The 16,583-nt window shown below is 72.7% G+C and carries 17 protein-coding genes; 5 read left to right on the top strand and 12 right to left on the bottom strand.

The window, feature by feature from the left end:
* Positions 1-169: 169 nt before the first annotated feature.
* Positions 170-1,144: an inositol monophosphatase family protein gene (locus FLX08_RS41990; protein ID WP_244312519.1), complete on the top strand. Its 975-nt coding sequence runs from the start codon at positions 170-172 to the stop codon at positions 1,142-1,144.
* Between the two features lie 15 nt (positions 1,145-1,159).
* Here the strand turns inward: FLX08_RS41990 and FLX08_RS40495 are convergent, their stop codons facing one another.
* Together FLX08_RS40495 and FLX08_RS09540 are read right to left on the bottom strand one after the other, a co-directional pair.
* On the bottom strand, positions 1,160-1,303 hold the full coding sequence (locus FLX08_RS40495) for a hypothetical protein (RefSeq protein WP_167530340.1): 144 nt from the start codon (positions 1,301-1,303) through the stop codon (positions 1,160-1,162).
* Between the two features lie 107 nt (positions 1,304-1,410).
* Positions 1,411-2,283: a LysR family transcriptional regulator gene (locus tag FLX08_RS09540; RefSeq protein WP_142617924.1), complete on the bottom strand. Its 873-nt coding sequence runs from the start codon at positions 2,281-2,283 to the stop codon at positions 1,411-1,413.
* A 116-nt stretch (positions 2,284-2,399) separates the two neighbouring features.
* Here FLX08_RS09540 and FLX08_RS09535 point away from each other — a divergent pair, with 116 nt between their 5' ends.
* On the top strand, positions 2,400-3,263 hold the full coding sequence (locus tag FLX08_RS09535) for an aldo/keto reductase (RefSeq protein WP_142617922.1): 864 nt from the start codon (positions 2,400-2,402) through the stop codon (positions 3,261-3,263).
* Between the two features lie 121 nt (positions 3,264-3,384).
* Here FLX08_RS09535 and FLX08_RS09530 read toward each other — a convergent pair whose 3' ends face one another.
* Together FLX08_RS09530 and FLX08_RS09525 are read right to left on the bottom strand one after the other, a co-directional pair.
* Positions 3,385-4,224 (bottom strand): ACT domain-containing protein, encoded by an 840-nt coding sequence (locus tag FLX08_RS09530; protein ID WP_142617921.1) that lies wholly within the window; start codon positions 4,222-4,224, stop codon positions 3,385-3,387.
* Positions 4,225-4,337: 113 nt separating this feature from the next.
* Positions 4,338-4,724, bottom strand: a complete 387-nt coding sequence (locus tag FLX08_RS09525) for a VOC family protein (RefSeq protein WP_142617919.1) — start codon at positions 4,722-4,724, stop codon at positions 4,338-4,340.
* A gap of 114 nt (positions 4,725-4,838) precedes the next feature.
* On the opposite strand from FLX08_RS09525, the gene FLX08_RS09520 reads away from it, so the two are divergent.
* On the top strand, positions 4,839-5,663 hold the full coding sequence (locus tag FLX08_RS09520) for an SAM-dependent methyltransferase (protein ID WP_142617917.1): 825 nt from the start codon (positions 4,839-4,841) through the stop codon (positions 5,661-5,663).
* 159 nt (positions 5,664-5,822) lie between these two features.
* On the opposite strand, the gene FLX08_RS09515 is transcribed toward FLX08_RS09520, so the two are convergent.
* From FLX08_RS09515 to FLX08_RS09480, 8 genes are all read right to left on the bottom strand, one after another.
* Entirely contained in the window at positions 5,823-6,626 is an 804-nt protein-coding gene (locus tag FLX08_RS09515; RefSeq protein ID WP_142617915.1) for an ABC transporter permease, read from the bottom strand.
* A complete protein-coding gene (locus FLX08_RS09510) occupies positions 6,623-7,603 on the bottom strand; it encodes an ATP-binding cassette domain-containing protein (protein WP_142617913.1) in 981 nt (326 codons plus the stop codon). The genes FLX08_RS09515 and FLX08_RS09510 overlap by 4 nt, the downstream gene beginning before the upstream one ends.
* A gap of 33 nt (positions 7,604-7,636) precedes the next feature.
* Positions 7,637-8,482 (bottom strand): DUF4097 family beta strand repeat-containing protein, encoded by an 846-nt coding sequence (locus tag FLX08_RS09505; protein WP_167530339.1) that lies wholly within the window; start codon positions 8,480-8,482, stop codon positions 7,637-7,639.
* An 86-nt stretch (positions 8,483-8,568) separates the two neighbouring features.
* Positions 8,569-9,114 (bottom strand): toxin-antitoxin system HicB family antitoxin, encoded by a 546-nt coding sequence (locus FLX08_RS09500; protein ID WP_142617910.1) that lies wholly within the window; start codon positions 9,112-9,114, stop codon positions 8,569-8,571.
* 312 nt (positions 9,115-9,426) lie between these two features.
* On the bottom strand, positions 9,427-10,149 hold the full coding sequence (locus tag FLX08_RS41270; RefSeq protein ID WP_208761351.1) for a TetR/AcrR family transcriptional regulator: 723 nt from the start codon (positions 10,147-10,149) through the stop codon (positions 9,427-9,429).
* Positions 10,150-10,166: 17 nt separating this feature from the next.
* Positions 10,167-11,783, bottom strand: a complete 1,617-nt coding sequence (locus FLX08_RS09490; protein WP_142617908.1) for an MFS transporter — start codon at positions 11,781-11,783, stop codon at positions 10,167-10,169.
* Between the two features lie 36 nt (positions 11,784-11,819).
* Positions 11,820-12,767 (bottom strand): non-homologous end-joining DNA ligase, encoded by a 948-nt coding sequence (gene ligD, locus FLX08_RS09485; protein WP_142617907.1) that lies wholly within the window; start codon positions 12,765-12,767, stop codon positions 11,820-11,822.
* Positions 12,768-12,799: 32 nt separating this feature from the next.
* Positions 12,800-13,429 carry a TetR/AcrR family transcriptional regulator gene (locus FLX08_RS09480; RefSeq protein WP_208761350.1) on the bottom strand — a complete coding sequence of 210 codons (630 nt, stop codon included), beginning with the start codon at positions 13,427-13,429 and terminating at the stop codon, positions 12,800-12,802.
* A gap of 88 nt (positions 13,430-13,517) precedes the next feature.
* On the opposite strand from FLX08_RS09480, the gene FLX08_RS09475 reads away from it, so the two are divergent.
* Together FLX08_RS09475 and FLX08_RS09470 are read left to right on the top strand one after the other, a co-directional pair.
* Positions 13,518-15,662 (top strand): MMPL family transporter, encoded by a 2,145-nt coding sequence (locus FLX08_RS09475; RefSeq protein ID WP_142617906.1) that lies wholly within the window; start codon positions 13,518-13,520, stop codon positions 15,660-15,662.
* A gap of 36 nt (positions 15,663-15,698) precedes the next feature.
* Positions 15,699-16,511 carry a methyltransferase domain-containing protein gene (locus FLX08_RS09470; RefSeq protein ID WP_142617905.1) on the top strand — a complete coding sequence of 271 codons (813 nt, stop codon included), beginning with the start codon at positions 15,699-15,701 and terminating at the stop codon, positions 16,509-16,511.
* The last annotated feature ends 72 nt before the right edge of the window (positions 16,512-16,583 follow it).

The raw sequence follows: 16,583 nt of genomic DNA, 5'->3' as shown, positions 1-16,583 counted from the left end.
GAGCGGCTCCAGCACCTGAACAGAGGAAACTTCTGGATCAGCCTAGTGAGAACCGATCGCCTTGGGGAGATCCCCGGAGACGCCGCCCGCGCGGCATGACGGCACGGGTCGGCGGCACGGGTCGGCGGCAGCGGTCGGCGGCGCCGGGAGGCGTGATAGTCCTGTCCTCGTGTCGATCACAGATGAGGAACTGGCCCTGGCGGCGGCGCGAGCCGGAGCCGCCGTCGTGCGCGCCATGTGGGGGACGTCGCTGACGCGCTTCGCGAAATCCGCGGACGACTTCGCCACGGTCGCCGACATCGAAGCGGAGAAGGCGATCCTCGGCGTCATCCGCGCGGCTCGCCCGGACGACGCCGTGACGGGCGAGGAGACCGGCCGCACCGGGCGGGACGGCGCGGAGCGCATGTGGCTGGTCGATCCTCTGTGCGGCACGCTGAACTACGCCGCGCGCACCATGCTCGTCGGGGTGAACGTCGCCCTGCGGACGGGCTCCGCCGTCACGGCGGCGGCCTGCGCCGATCCCTTCACCGGCGAGGTGTTCTGGACGGACGGCGCGCACGCGTACGTGCGCCGCGACGCCGGAGCGGCCGGGGCTGCCGGGGGTGGAGGGAATGCTGGAGGCGCTGGGGACATCAGGGACGCCTGGGGCGGGGGGGATGCTGGGGACGTCGGGGACGCCTGGGGCGAAGGGGATACGGGAGGCGCTGGGGATGCCGGAGGCGCAGGCTGCGCTGGGGAGGCCGGGGGCGCCGGGGGCACCGGGGACGAGCGGCTCACGCCGTCGGCCGAATCGCGGCTGGTGGACGTCAATCTCGACCCGCCGTTCCCGAACGCACCGGCCTTCCGGGCCGCCGCGCTCCTCGCCGACCCGGGGTTCGCCGAGCGCTTCCGCCCACGGGTCGTCTCCACCACCCTGGCGGTGGCGTGGGTCGCCGCCGGCCGGCGCGCCGCGTACGTCACCGACGGCCACCTGCGCGACAGCGTGCACTTCGCGAGCGGGATCGCGCTGTGCCAGGCCGCCGGTTGCGTGGTGACCGGCATCCGCGGCGAGCCGCTGCACACCGGGGCGGGCGGGCTCGTCGTGGCGGCCGACCGGGAGACGCACCGCGGGTTGCTGGAGATCATCGCCCGCGCCGGGCGGTGAGCACGGTCAGGCGGCTCAGATGTTCTCGGGTTCGCCCTCGTCGGCCTGGAAGAACGTCTCCCAGGAGGCGCCGCAGTGGCAACTTGTCCGCTCCAGTAGCTGACCGTCCTCGGTGACTGCGTAACCGTCGTTGAGGCGGACGTGGACGTGCACGCTCATGGGAGTCGCCTTCGTGGTCGTCGGCCGTTCGGGAGGAGCCTTGGGACCGAACCCCGAAGGCTTGTGAAGGTGTTATATACCAATTTGGGGGATTTTTGACGAGAAAGTCAACGTGAGGCGTGGTAGATCTCCTCCAGCAATGCCGCCCCCGCGGCGCCGCCGGGCGCTGCGCTCACCGCCACCGTCTCCCACATCGGAACGGGATCGGTGAGTTCCAGGAAGCACACGCGCGCGGTCTTGAGGGAGAACGACCGGGGGACCAGGGCGACGCCGAGGCCGTTCCCCACGAGATCGAGCAGGGAGTGGACGTCGGTGACCTCCAGCGCCACGTGGCGGTCGACGCCGGCGGAGGCGAGCGCCTCGTCCGCCCGTGTGCGGGTGCCCCAGTCGGGCGGGAAGTCCACGAACCGCTCGCCCCGCAGCGCCTCCAGCCGCACCTTCCCGTACGCGCTCAGCGGGTGCCCCGGCGCGCAGGCCAGCACGAGCGGCTCGGCCGCGAGAGGGGCCACCACGACGTCGTCGGGCTCGTGCGCCGGGCGGGACACCAGGGCGAGGTCGAGGCGGCCCTCGCGCACCTGCTCGACCAGCTCGCCCGAGCCGCCGTGGCGCAGCCGGATGTCGAGGCCGGGATGAGACTCCACGAACCCGGCGAGCACGGCCGGCAGGTCCACCGCGTGCAGGCACTGCAGCGATCCGACGGACAGCGATCCGCGCAGCAGGCCCTGCACGGCGGCCACGGCCTCACGGGCCGCGTCGCTCGCGGCGAGCGCTCGCCTGGCCTCCACCAGCAGTGCCCGGCCTTCGGGCGTGAGCCGGACCTGCCGGGTGTTGCGGCGGAACAGGGCGGCGCCCAGCTCCCGTTCGAGCGCGCGGATGGACGCCGACAGACCGGACTGCGCGATACGCAGGCGATCGGCCGCTCGTGTGAAGTGGCTCTCTTCGGCGACCGCCACGAAGTACCTGAGCTGCCGTAACTCCACCGCTTATCACCCACGCTGCTCAATGCGATCGGAATCTTCTGTTGGACGGCTTAATGCCAAATCCGCAGGATAGGACACAGAACTCTGATCTGTGTCATTCGAGGGGGGATCTTCTTATGCGGACTCGCCGCATCGGCGACGTGCAGGTCGGCGCGATCGGTCTCGGGGGCATGCCGATGTCCATCGAGGGGCGGCCCGACGAGCAGCGCTCCATCGCGACCATCCACGCGGCCCTGGACGCCGGGGTGACGCTCATCGACACGGCCGACGCCTATCACCTGCACGCGAACGAGGTGGGCCACAACGAGACGTTGATCGCCAAGGCTCTGGCGAGCTACGGCGGCGACACCTCGGACGTGCTGGTCGCCACCAAGGGCGGGCACCTGCGCCCGGGCGACGGCACCTGGACGCAGAACGGCTCGCCCGACTACCTCAAGCAGGCGTGCGACGCCTCGCTCAAGCGGCTGGGCGTCGACGCGATCGGCCTCTACCAGTTCCACCGGCCCGACCCGCGGGTGCCGTACGAGGACTCGGTCGGGGCGATCCGCGACCTGCTGGACGCGGGCAAGATCCGCTACGCCGGCATCTCGAACGCCAACCCCGACCAGATCCGCCAGGCCAATGACATCCTCGGCGGCCGTCTGGTCAGCGTGCAGAACCAGTTCTCCCCGGCCTTCCGTTCCAGCGAGCCGGAGCTGGAGCTGTGCGCGGAGCTGGACATCGCGTTCCTGCCCTGGAGCCCGTTCGGCGGCATCACCAAGGCGGGCGAGCTGGGTTCGCGCTTCGCGCCGTTCGCGGAGGTGGCGCGGGAACGCAACGTGAGCCCGCACCAGGTGTGCCTGGCCTGGATGCTGGCCAAGGCGCCGGTGGTCATCCCGATCCCCGGCTCGTCGCGCCCGGAGACGATCCTCGACTCGGTCAAGGCCGTGGACCTGGAGCTGTCGTCCGAGGAGCTCGGCCGCCTCGACGCGGCGGGCTGAGGACCGGTACGCCCATCCGGGGACGGGCGGCTCACCCGTCCCCGGACGGAACCGGCTCGTCCAGGGGCGGCTCCGGGGCCGAGCCGAATTCTCCGGACGAGCTGATTCGTCCGGAGCCGGCTCACTCGTCCGCCCACTGGCGGTGCCGGGCCGCCGCGGCCAGCGCGGCGGCCCGCGCCGCCTCGGTCGGCGTGAACGGCAGGTCCGGCCGCCGCGCCACCAGCACGCCGCCGGGCAGGGGAATGGTCATCACGGTCGGCTCCTCCGCGGGGACCGGCTCGCCGGGGCCCTGCCTGCCGATGTCGGCCGTGCGCAGCAACTCGGTCATGGCCGCGACCAGCTCGCCCGGGTCGTCGCGTACGCGCCGGCCCAGCAGCAGCGCCTGGATGCCGGGGTCGATGAGGTCCCTGACCTGGGCGGGGACGATCACGGCGTCCGCCCCGCCGGCCCGGTCGACCGCGCGCCGCAGGTCGCCGGGCGTCAGCGAGGCCGGGGCCTCGACGATGAACTCGTCCAGGGCGTCGCAGCCTCCCGGCAGCATCGACGCGCTTCCGGCGGGCGCGATCTGCAGGGCGAGGATGTTGCAGCGCAGCCGGGCGAACGCCCCGGCGAGCGCGGCGAGGCGGCCGGGGCGCTCGGCGACCCGGGCACGCACCCGCCACAGGCTCGTGGGCTGCTCCGCGGCAGCCTTTGCGCGCAGCCGTACGCCTCCGGGGGCCGACAGCCGCCGGTGCGCGGCCGAGCCGAGGATCAGCGCCAGGCCGAGGCCGACGAGGATCACCGGGCCGGGGTCCCGGTGGCCGAGCAGGGTGGTCAGCACGTGGGCGAGGCCGACGGCGAGGAAGAGCGCGGCCAGTTCCGCGACCTCCCGCCGCCAGGACCGCCGGTGATGCGGGTGCCGGTGATGCGGGCCGGGAGACGCGTGACCGCCCCCGTCGGCGGCATTTCTCGGTTCGCTCATACTCCGGAAGTCTGACCAGGCGTTGTTACGTGGTCACCGTCCGTGGAATGTCGCCCGCATTAATCCGTTTTCACCGGCCCGCCGTCCTCACCGCCAGATCATCGGGGCGCGGGTCAGCCCGTCCTGATCCACAGGCAGAACGGGTGCCCCGCCGGATCGAGGTAGACCCGCACGTCGTCCTGCGGCTGATGGCCGGCGAGGGTCGCGCCCGCTTCGACGGCGTGGGCCCCGGCCGTGCCGAGATCGTCCACCTCGATGTCCAGGTGGAGCATCATCTGCTGCTCCCCGGGCGCCGCGGGCCACACGGGCCGCTCGTATCGCTTCTCGGTCTGGAACGACAGGCCCGTCCCGCCGCCCGGCGGGCGCAGCGTGACCCATCCGGGTTCGTCGTCGATCGGCCAGCCCAGCAGCCGCTGGTAGAAGAGCGCCAGCTCGCGTGCGTCGGGTGCGTCGAGCACCGCCGCCGTCAGGGTCATGCGCGGTGGCATGCGTGGTGTCATGCGTCCTCCTTAGGTCGTCCCATCGCGCTGCCCCGTTGCCCCTGGGCGAATCTCAGGGGATGATCATCACCGTACGGAATTCGTGGGAGCGGTCCCACCAGCGAGGAGCGACGTATGGACGACTTCGGACGGGCACCGGCGGGCATCGATCCCAGCGTGCCCAGCGTCGCCCGGATGTACGACTACTACCTGGGCGGCAAGGACAACTTCCCGGCCGACCGGGAGGCCGCCGAGAAGATGCTCGCCATCGGCCGCCAGATGGGCAACGACGGGCGGGAGATCGCCCGGGAGAACCGCGGCTTCCTCGGCCGCGCCGTACGGCACCTGGCCGAGTCGGGCGTCACCCAGTTCATCGACATCGGCGCCGGGCTGCCCACGCAGGAGAACGTCCACCAGGTCGCGCAGCGGCACGCCCCGGGATCGCGCGTCGTCTACGTGGACAACGACCCCGTCGTCCTCGTCCACGCGCGGGCGCTGCTGGCCGACAATCCGGACACGATGGTCATGAACGGCGACCTCCGCGATCCCGGCGCCATCTTCGACGACCCGGCGGTGCGGGCCCACATCGACTTCACCCGGCCGTTCGCCGTCCTCCTGGTCTCGGTGCTGCACTTCGTGACCGAGGACGAGACCGCCGCCCGCGTTGTGGCGGAGGTGCGGGAACGGCTGATCCCGGGCGGCCACCTCGTGCTGTCGCACATCTACAGGGGCGACATCCGGGAGGAGGTCGTGGAGGCGAGCAAGCAGGTCTACTCGGCCACGTCCTCGGGCGGGCTGGCGGGCCGGTCGCTGGCGCAGATCACGTCGTACTTCGACGGGCTGAAGATCCTGGAGCCCGGCGTGGTCCCCGTGCAGGCGTGGCGCCCCGACGTCCCCTGGGCGGTGCCGGCGGACCCGGGCAACTCCGGCATCCTGGGCGCCGTCGGCCGCAAGCCCTGACCCGGCGCCCGCTCTGGGCACCGCGCACCCGGTCTGGCCGAACGAACGGCCGGACGAGCGGGCCGGACGAGCGGGCCGGACGAGCGGGCCGTACGACGGGCCGGCTCGCGAGAGCCCGCCACCGGCTCCGGCGGCGGGCTCTCGCGACGGCGTGCGTGGTCAGGCGCTGACCGCCTTCTTGTAGAGCCGGGTCGCCAGCGGGACGAACACGACCAGGATGACCGCGATCCAGAGCAGCGACGCCGGGACGGCGTGCTGCAGGGGCCAGGCGTCCGCGGTCTTCATCGCGGCGCTGGTGTTGCCGAAGAGCTCGCGCACGCCCTGGGTGATGGTCGAGACCGGGTTCCACTCGGCGACGACGCGGAGCGGCGTGGGCAGCGCGGAGCTGTCGAGGAAGGCGTTGGAGACGAACATCAGCGGAAAGGAGAGCGTGGTGGCGACGTTGTTGAAGCTCTCCGGGGTGCGCAGGGCCAGCGCGACGGTCGCGGTGAACCAGGAGAACGCGTAGGCGAACAGCAGCAGCAGCCCGAAGCCGAGGACGGCCTCGTGCGGCGCGGTGTGCACCCGCCAGCCGACGATCAGCCCCATCACCGCCATGACGACCAGGCTGGCGAGGTTCATCAGCAGGTCGCTCACGGTCTGGCCGATCAGCACCCCGGACGGGGCCATGGGCAGCGAGCGGAACCGGTCGAAGATCCCCTTCTGCAGGTCCAGGGTCAGCGTGTAGCCCGTGACCTGCGCGCTCACGAGCACGGCCTGGACGAAGATGCCGGGGATCAGGAACTCCCGGTAGGACATCCCCGGGACGTGGATGACGCTGCCGAAGACGTAGGCGAACATCAGCACGAACACGATCGGGAACATGATCGCGGAGCCGAGCAGGTCAGGCGACCGCCTGATCTTGAGGGTGTTGCGCTTGGCGATGGTCCAGCCGTCGGCGACGGGCATGGTGAGCGCGTTCATCGGGCGGCCTCCCGGGCCTCGGAGTCGGAGTCGGTGCCGGACGCCTGGTGCCCGGTCAGGGTGAGGTAGACGTCGTCGAGGGTGGGCCGCCGCAGGCCGGCGTCGCGCACCCGGACCCCGGCGTCGGCGAGCAGGCCGAGGACCTGGCGCAGCGCCTCGGGGCCGTCGGTGACCGGGACGGTGATCTGGAGCGATTCCGGCACGGTCCGCATATCGCCGGCGGCGAACCGGGCGAGGGTCTGCCGGGCCGTCTCCATTTCGGCGGCGTCGGTCACGGTCAGCTCGATGCGGCTGCCGCCGACCTGGTCCTTGAGCTCGTCGGCGGTGCCGCGGGCGATGGCGCGGCCGTGGTCGACCACCATGATCTGGTCGGCCAGGTGGTCGGCCTCCTCCATGTACTGGGTGGTGAGCAGCAGCGTGCTGCCGCCCGCGACGAGTTCGGAGATGGTGTCCCACAGCGCGGCCCGCGCGCGGGGGTCCAGGCCCGTGGTGGGCTCGTCGAGGAACAGCACCGGCGGGTCGGCGACCAGGGCGCCGGCGAGGTCGATGCGGCGGCGCATGCCGCCGGAGTAGCCCTTCACCGGACGGTCCGCCGCCTCGGTGAGGTCGAAGCGTTCGAGCAGCTCACGGGCGCGGGCCTTGCTGTGCCGTGCGCCCAGGTGATAAAGCCGCCCGATCATCTCCAGGTTCTCGGCGCCGGTGAGGTGCTCGTCGACGGCGGCGTACTGGCCGGACAGTCCGATGGACGAGCGCAGCCGCCGGGCGTCGCCGACGACGTCGCATCCGGCGACGGTGGCGCGGCCTTCGTCGGGCCGCAGCAGCGTGGTCAGGACCCGCACGGTCGTGGTCTTGCCGGCGCCGTTCGGGCCGAGCAGGGCGAGCACCGTCCCCTGCGGGACGGTGAAGCTCAGCCCGTCGAGAGCGGTCACCTCGCCGTATCTCTTGACCAGTCCTTCGGCCGTGATCGCGTCGCTCATAGGGGGTCTCCTTGCCGGGTGTGGTGTGCGGAGTCAGGACCGGTGGACGTCGATGTCGCCCCAGTTGGTGTTGACGTGCACCTCGGCGACCCTGTCGGTGGTCCCGGGGCCTTCGGCGGGGTCGAGGGCGTTGCGCACCACGCCGTTCTTGGAGTGCAGATCCAGCCACGCGGACGTCCCCTCGGCGATGCCGACGCCGATCTTGCCGTAGCCGGTCTCCAGGTGGACGGTGCCGCTCGACACCGCGTGCACCCGGATGCCTCCGTGCGCGGTCTTGGCGGTGAGGTCGGCCACCGCGCGGTCGACGATGATGTCGCCGTGGGCGGTTTTCAGCTGCAGCGCACCGGCCGCCTCGCCGAGGGTGATGCCGCCGGTGGAGGTTCGCAGCGTGCCGGGGCCGTCGATGGTCTCGATCCGGATCGTCCCGGTGGACGTGGTCACCTCGGCGGGGCCGATCACCCGGTCGATCGAGACGTCGCCGTACGACGCCTTGATCTCCAGGGGGCCGGTCTCGTCCAGGCGCAGGCCACCGTACGAGCTGTGCAGGACGGCCTGGCCGAGCGGGCCGGTGGCGACGAGATCCATGGCGCCCTGGGTCTCGACGCGGGAGCCGGCCGGCAGTTCGACGGTCACCTCGACGGAGCCGCGCCAGGGCAGCAGATATCTCAGGGCCTTGGGCTTGGGGTCCTTGACCAGCAGCCGTCCGCCGGAGAACTCGACGATGATCCGCTCGGCGACCTGCACGCTCGCCTCGTTGGAGGGGTCGCTGGGACGCACCTCCACCACGGTGTCGGCGCGGTCGCTCGCGTGGACGCGGACCTGGCCGAGGTAGATCTGGATGTCGGCCGTGATCGGCTCGGGGGTGTCGAAAGCGGGCATGGCGGAGCCCTCCTCATGGGTCCGGTGGAACATCCCGGCCTCGGGGCCGGGCGAAGAGTGGTGGCGGGTGACGAGGCCGGGCGGGGTTAACGCACCCAGCCGGTGTAGCTGCGCCCGCTCCGGGGCTGCTGGGGGCGGCCGGCGGGAGCACTCCCGGCGCCCGGCTCGAACGCGGCGGAGACGGCGCGGACCAGCCAGGCGTTGACCGAGACGCCCTGCCGGGCGGCCGCCTCTTCGACCCGCACCTTGAGGTGCTCGGGCAGCCGCAGGGTCACCCGCGCGGTGCCGCCCTCCTCGCCGTACGGCTGCGCGGCGGGCGGGGCGGCCTCCGGCGCCGCCGGTGGCGCGGTCTCCGTCACGCCGGCCGCGTCATCCGACGACGGTCCCGCGTGCGGTGGCGTCACCACGAACGCCGGGTCGCCGCCGCGGAGCCGCACGTCGACCGAACCGGGGGCGAGATCTCGGGTGATCTCGTCCGCCGCCGCCGACAGCGCCTCCAGCAGGGTGAGCCTGGTCGCCGATTCGAGAGCGCTCGTGAGGCGCTCGGCGAGCGCGCGCGCATCGGGACCACCCGCCTCGGCGGCGACGGCGAGCTGACGGCGGAGGTTCTCGACGTACGGCATCAGATCCATGACCCAACTATGACGCCATAATGACGTCATGTCAATCGGCAATGACGTCATCAAGCATCATGGTGATGTCATGCGAGGGGGTCACTCACGAAACGGCAGCAAGGGAGTGGCGCAGGACGACGTCACGGGCGCGTCACATGCCAGCGGAACAGGGCAGCGGGGAGCGGGGAGCGGGGAGCGGGGAGCGGGAAGCGAGGATGGTGCAGCAGGATACGGTGCAGCAGGATGACGCCATGAGCGGCTCGACGCCGCCCTCGCGCATCAAGCGTCCCGCGCACCGACCGGTGTTCGCGTCCGCCTGTCGGCAGGGGGTCAGCGCAGGGCGCGGGTGAGCACGTCGAGGGTGATCTCGATGATGTCGTCCGGGTCCGCGTCCGCCGTCGCGGACTCCGGCTCGTGAGCCGTGGACTCCGGGCCGTGAGCCGTGGACCCTGGGTCGTGAACCGTGGACCTCGGATCGTGAACCGCCGGCTCCGGATCGTGAACCGCCGGGTCCGGGTGGTGTGCCGCCGCGTCGGGCATGAGGCGGCGGGCGCCCGCCCGCAGCACGCCCCACGCCAGCTCGGCCCGCAACGCCGGATGGTCGGCCCCGGCCTCCCGTAGCGCGTCGGCGAGCGGTGCGATCAGCTCGCCGTGCAGCTCGTCCACCCGGACCCGGCACTCGCCCGGCAGTCCGATCGCCTGCAGCGCCGGAATCAGCGCATAGTCGGGGCTGCCGACGAAGTCGAGCGCGGCCCTGCCGTACGCGCGGATCCTGGCGGGCAGGGACGCGTCAGGACCGGCAGGGGCGATGGCGGCGCGCAGGCGGTCCGACCAGCGGGGAAAGGCGTCCTCCACGAGCTGGGCCAGGATGTCGGCGGTGGAGGAGAAGTAGCGGTAGACGCTGGAGCGGGCGAGGCCGATGCGGGCGCCGACGGCCGCCGGGGTGAGCGCGTGCACGCCCTCGGAGACCAGGATCTCCCGCGCCGCCTCCAGCAGGGCGGCGTGCTGGTTGGCCCGGTGATCCGCTACGGTCGCCGCGCTGATCCTCGGCATTACCCCCTCCAGGGTCGCTACATGTCCAGGTCGCGACCTCCAGTATCCGGCCCGCCCGCGGCGACCGGCTCCGGCGGCTCGTCCTTGGCGGCCGGTGTGCGGGGGAGCAGGAGGGTGACGCCGACGCCGGCGAGCAGCGCCAGCGCCGTGATGAACGTGACCCTGCGGGTCGACTCGGCGGCGGCGTCGACCGCCACCGCGTGGATCACCGGGTCGCGGAGCGCGGGGATGGCGGCGCCGGCGCTCTCCTCGACCGCGCGCGCCGCGCTCGTACGCACCTGTTCGGGCCGGTCGGCGAGCCCGCGCTCGACGGCCGAGCCGAGCCCGGACACCAGCACCCCGCCGAGGATCGCGACTCCCAGCGCCGCGCCGAGCTGGCGGACCGTGCTCTGGAGCGCGGACGCGCCGCCCGACAGCCGTGCCGGCACGTCGGCCATGAGTACGCCGGTGAGCTGCGCGGTGGCGAAGCCGATGCCCGCGCCGTAGAGGAGCAGCCACGGCACGGGCCGCCAGGCGCCCATGTCGGCGGACAGGGACAGCCCGATCCCGGCCGCGCCGACGGCCTCCAGGGCGAGGCCGATCCGCACGATGGTCCGCGGCGACCACCTCTTCGACAGCGGGGGGACCAGCCCGCCCGCGAGGAAGGTGCCGAGGGCCAGCGCGGCGATGACGAGGCCGGCCCGGAAGGCGGTGTAGCCGAGCGCGGACTGCAGGAAGAGCGGCAGCACGAGGATCATGCCGAACTCGCCGAGCGCCACGATCACCGCCGCCATCGCGCCGTAGCGGAAACTCGGCAGCTCGAACAGCGTCAGGTCGACGAGCACGGGCAGGCCGGCGCGCCCGCGCCGCCGTTCGCGCACGACGAGGACGGCCAGTGCGAGGATGCCGATGCCGAAGGCGAACGGCACGGGGGAGACGCTCGCGAACCGCAGGCCGAACACGTCCGCGATCCGCCGCGGCTCCCACCAGCCGTACTTCTGGCCCTCGATCAGGGCGAAGACCACGCCGGTCGTGCCGAGCACGGCGAGGACGAGTCCGAGCAGGTCGCCGCCCGTCGCGTGGCCGTCCCGCGACTCGGGCACCCGCAGCGAGCCGAGCAGGAGCAGCGCGGCGATGGGCAGGTTGATCCAGAACGCGGCCCGCCAGCCGTGCTCGGTGACGAGCCAGCCCCCCGCCAGTGGCCCGACGGCGGCCATGCCGCCGATGATGGAGCCCCAGACCGCGAAGGCGATCACCCGCTGACGGCCCACGTAGACGCGGTTGATGATCGCGAGGGTCATCGGCACGGCCATCGCCGCCCCCACGCCCTGCACGGCTCGTACGCCGATGAGCATGGGCCCGTTCACCGACATCGCCGCCAGCACGCTCGCCAGCAGGAAGACCGCGACCCCCAGGGCGAACAGGCGGCGCCTGCCGTAGCGGTCGCCGGCCCGGCCGAACGGGATGAGCAGCGCCGCGAACATCAGCGAGTAGATCGAGTTGACCCACTCCACGTCGGTGGCGCCGAGGCCCAGGTCGGCGATGATGGCCGGCACCGCGACGTTCACGATCGTGGCGTCGATGACGACCATCGACACGCCCGTGGCGAGCACGACGAGGGGGATCCAGCTCTGGCGCGTTGTTGGCGACGACATGTCGCGAACTATAGCAACACGCTGTCGCCAACTCACTCACGAGCGCCGGGCGCGGGCACGGCGCTTGCCCTCGTGCATGGCCCGCACGCGGGCGACCGGGATGGTGTGACCCTCCTCGATCAGGTCGCGGGGGAGCCGCTGGGGCTCCGGCATGAGCATGGCCCAGGGGTCGCGGTCCCGCAGCAGCCCGGCCGCCGTGTGGATGGTGAAGTCGCCGGGGGTGACCCGATCCAGGTCGTCCCAGGCCACCGGGAACGACACGGGAACGCCGGGCCGTACGCGCGGGCTGTAGGCCGCCACCACGGTCGCGCCGCCCGTCCGGGTCGAGTCGATGAACACCTTGTCTCCCCGGTCCTCGCGGATGAACGCCGTCGTGGCGAGGGCGGGGTCGAGGCGCTCGGCGCGTACGCCGAGCGCGCGGGTGGCCGCGGCGACGTCCTCGGTCGTGTGCGCCTCCAGCGGCACGAACACGTGCAGGCCCTTGGCGCCGCTGGTCTTGACCGCGCCCGACAGGCCGGCGTCGGCCAGCGCCCGGCCCACCAGGTGGGCGGCGGCGACGGCCCGCGGGAACGCCTCGGCCGACGGCGGGTCGATGTCGAGCACGAGATGGGTGGGACGGTCCCATTCGCCGACACGGACGAGTGTCGGGTGATACTCCACCGCCCTCTGGTTGGCGAGCCACAGCAGGGTGCGCCGGTCGTCGCACAGCGCGTACGACACCCGCCGCTGCGACGACTCGGCCCAGACGGTGACCCTACGCACGAAATCCGGGGCGTAGGAGGGCAGGTTCTTCTGCATGAACGGCGCCTGGCCCTGCCGCACCCGCACCACCGTCAGGGGCCGGTCGCGCAGCACCGGGATGATGCGGTCGCGAACCGCGTCGAGGTAGTCGACAAGGTCGCGTTTGGTCGCGCCCGCGTCGTCGAAGAGCGGCTGGTCGAGGTTGGTCAGCGTGACTCCGTCGCGCACCTCATCGCTGGTCATCCGATCACCATGCCCGCGCTGGGGCCGGGGAATCAACCGTCGAGCGGGGCCAGGTAGCCGCGCAGCACCTTCTTCAGCTCGCGCACCTCGGCCTCCCGCTCCTCCTCGGAGGCCGCCGCCACCACGACCGGCGTCATCGCCTGGAAGATCTGCACGAGAACCCGCGCGCTGCGGGCCCGCTCGGGGGCGGACAGGCCGGGCGACCGTACGGCGAGGATCGCCTCGACCCGGCCGAGCAGCGCCGACTGGATCGGCCCGGCCGCCGTCGCGAGACCCGGCGGCATGTCCGGACGGGCGAACAGCGCCTTGAACCCCGGGTTGGCGATGTTGAACGCCACCAGCGGATCGACGACCCGGTCGATCAGGTCGTCCAGGTCGAGGGCGGCCAGGGCGGCCAGGCCGGCCGGGGCGAACGCCTCTCCGTGCGCGTCGCGCATCTGGGCGGTGAACCGGTCGGTGAGCGCCTGCGCGACGGCCTCCTTGCTGCGGAAGAACTGGTAGAGCGATCCGGGGGAGATCCCGGCCGCCGCCGCGATGGCGTTCGTCGTGGCCTTCTCGTAGCCCTGCTCGGCGAACACGGCCGCCGCCGCGTCGAGGATCTCGCTCATCCGCCGCTCGCCGCGCGCCTGCCGCCGCCGGGGCCGCGCCTCCTCGCTCTCCATTGCACCCCTCATTGTCAATACGAGTAATTGCTCGTATTCTCGGGCCGTAAACACGAATGATCGCTCGTAACACTATCAGGGGGGCTCGTTGCCGGCCGGAATCGTCGTACGCGGAGCGCGGTGGGTCGTCGTGGTGAGCGTGCTGATCACGCTCGCCGCCGGGGTCGTGGGCGCCGGGACCGTCGGCGCGCTGTCCCTCAACAGGTTCGAGGCGCCGGGCTCGGAGTCGGCGCGGGCGCGCGACGACCTCGCCCGGCTGTTCCGCACAGGCAGCCCCAATGTGGCGCTGCTGGTCACCGCCCGGCAGGGGACGGTGGACAGCGGCCCCGTGGAGGCCGCAGGGCGGGCGCTGACCCGGGAGCTCGCGGCCTATCCCGGCGTCGGCGACGCCTGGTCGTACTGGACGAGAGGCGCGCCCGCGACGCTGCGCTCCGGCGACGGGCGGCAGGCGATGGTGCTCGCCTGGGTGCCCGGCGACGCCGACAGGGTGCGGCGTGCCGTGCTGCCCGCCCTGACCCCGCGCTTCAGGCGGAGCGACGCCGTGATCGACGTCCGCGCCGGAGGTTCGGACGAGGTCTTCCGCGCCGTCATGGAACAGGCCAGGCAGGACTTCGTGCGGGCCGAGCTGGTCGTGCTGCCGATGGTCCTGTTGCTGCTCTGGCTGGTCTATCGGCGGCTCGCGGCGGCCCTGGTCACCCTCGGGGTCGGGATCTTCGCCGTGGCCGGGTCGCTGGCGCTGCTGCGCGGCGTCGTGCTCGTCACCGAGGTCTCGACGTTCGCCTCGAACATCGCCCTGGTCATGGGCGTCGGGCTCGGGGTCGACTACGGGCTCTTCGTGATCTTCCGGTTCCGTGAGGAGCTGCGGCGCGGCCTGCCGGTGCCGGAGGCGGTGACGCGGACCGTCCGCACCGCCGGGCGCACGGTGCTGTTCAGCGGGGTCACCGTCGCCGCCTCGCTGTCGGTGCTGTTCGCCTTCCCCTTCCCGTTCCTGCGCTCGTTCGCGTACGCGGGGATCGCGGTCGTGGTCGCCGCGGTGGCCGGCGCCACCGTCGCGCTCCCGGCCGCGCTCGCCCTGCTGGGTCACCGGGTCGCCCGTGCCGCGCCCGTCTGGGCCGCGCGTCGCGGGTTCTGGCACGGTCTCGCCCTGCGCGTGGTGCGGCGGCCGCTGGCGTTCGGCGGGGCCGCCCTGGCGGTCGTGCTGCTGCTCGGGTCGCCCTTCCTGGGCATCCGCTTCGGCCTGCCCGACGATCGCGTGCTGCCGTCCTCGGCGCCCGTACGCCAGATGTACGACCAGATCAGGGCGGGCTTCTCCCAGGAGGAGGCCGACGCGGTCCATGTGGTCGCGCCGGAGGGGAGCGCCGCCGAGGCGGGGCCGTACGCCGCCGCGCTGTCGCGGATCGACGGCGTGATGCGGGTGGACTCGGCCGCCGGGTCCTATACGGATGGACGGCCGGTGGCGGGGCCCGCGGACACGCGGTTCGCCGCCGCACGCGGCACCTGGCTGTCGGTGGTGGCGGCGAGCGACCGTCTCGACGCCGACGCGCCCGGGCTGGTGCGCCAGGTGCGGGCCGTCCCGGCGCCCTTCCCGGTGGAGGTGGGCGGCTACCCCGCCGAGCTGACCGACTATCGCGACGGCGTGACCGCGCGTCTGCCGCTGATCGGTCTGCTGATCGTGCTCGTGACGTTCGCGGTGCTGTTCGTCATGACCGGCAGCGTCGTGGCGCCGCTGAAGGCGTCGGCGCTCAACCTGCTGAGCCTGTCGGTGATGTTCGGCGCGCTGGTGTTCGTCTTCCAGGACGGCCACCTGTCCGGGCTGCTCGGCTTCACGCCGACCGGGTCGATCGAGCCGAGCATCCCGATCCTGATGTTCTGCGTGGCCTACGGGCTGTCGATGGACTACGAGGTCTTCCTGCTCGCGCGCATCAAGGAGGAGTGGGACCGGACGGGCGACGCCGTGACGTCCGTGCCCGCGGGCATCGCCCGCAGCGCGCCGCTGGTCACCGCGGCCGCCGCCATCCTGGCCGCCTCGTTCGCGGCGTACGCCACGGGACGGGTGGTGTTCCTGCAGCAGCTCGGCGTCGGCATGGCGCTCACGGTCGCCGTCGACGCCACGCTGATCCGCGGCGTGCTCGTGCCGGCGCTGATGCGGCTGGCGGGTGCGGCCAACTGGTGGGCCCCGGCGCCGCTGCGCCGCCTGCACAGGCGGCTGTCTGTCTCTGAATATGAGACATAATTGCTCAAATATCGAGATATGTGGAAGGGTGTTCGCATGGCACACGAAACGGCCGTGTACACCCACGGCTTTCACGAGTCCGTCCTGCGCTCCCACCGCTGGCGTACGGCCGCCAACTCGGCGGCGTACCTGCTGGGCGCGCTGAAGCCCCACATGCGGATCCTGGACGTCGGCTGCGGGCCGGGCACGATCACCGCCGACCTGGCCGAGCTGGTGCCGGAGGGCGAGGTGATCGGCCTGGACACCGGGCCCGAGATCCTGGAGCAGGCCCGCCGCGAGGCGGAGGGGCGCGGGCTGGGCAACGTGAGCTTCGCGACCGGCGACGTGCACGCGCTCGGCTATCCCCACGCCTCCTTCTGCGTGGTGCACGCCCACCAGGTGCTCCAGCATGTCGGCGACCCGGTGGGCGCGCTGCGTGAGATGCGGCGGGTGACCAAGCCGGGCGGGATCGTCGCGGTGCGCGACTCCGACTTCGCCGGCTTCGTCTGGTATCCGCAGATTCCGGCCATGGACGACTGGCTCGATCTCTATCGCCGGGTGGCCCGCGCCAACGGCGGCGAGCCCGACGCCGGGCGGCGCCTGCACGTCTGGGCCAGGGAGGCCGGATTCACCGACGTCACCTCGTCGTCGTCCACCTGGTGCTACGCCACTCCCCAGGAACGGGAGTGGTGGGGCGGGCTGTGGGCCGAGCGCACGGTCCAGTCCTCCTACGCCGGCCGTGCGGTCGAGAGCGGCCACGCCACGCGGGACGACCTGCGGCGGATCGCCGACGGCTGGCGGGAGTGGGCCGCGAGCGAGGACGCCTGGTTCAGCGTCCTGCACGGCGAGATCCTCTGCCGGGTGACCTGAGCGCCGCGCTCGCGCGGACCGCCGCCGGGGGAGGCGATTGGCGGCCCGCGCCCGACGCCGCCCGGTGGCGGC

The organism is Microbispora hainanensis, assembly GCF_006874475.1.
In the GTDB taxonomy this organism is placed as follows: Bacteria; Actinomycetota; Actinomycetes; order Streptosporangiales; family Streptosporangiaceae; genus Microbispora; species Microbispora hainanensis.
The sequence above is the reverse complement of the archived record's forward strand: the minus strand, read 5'-3'. Positions and strand labels throughout refer to the sequence as shown.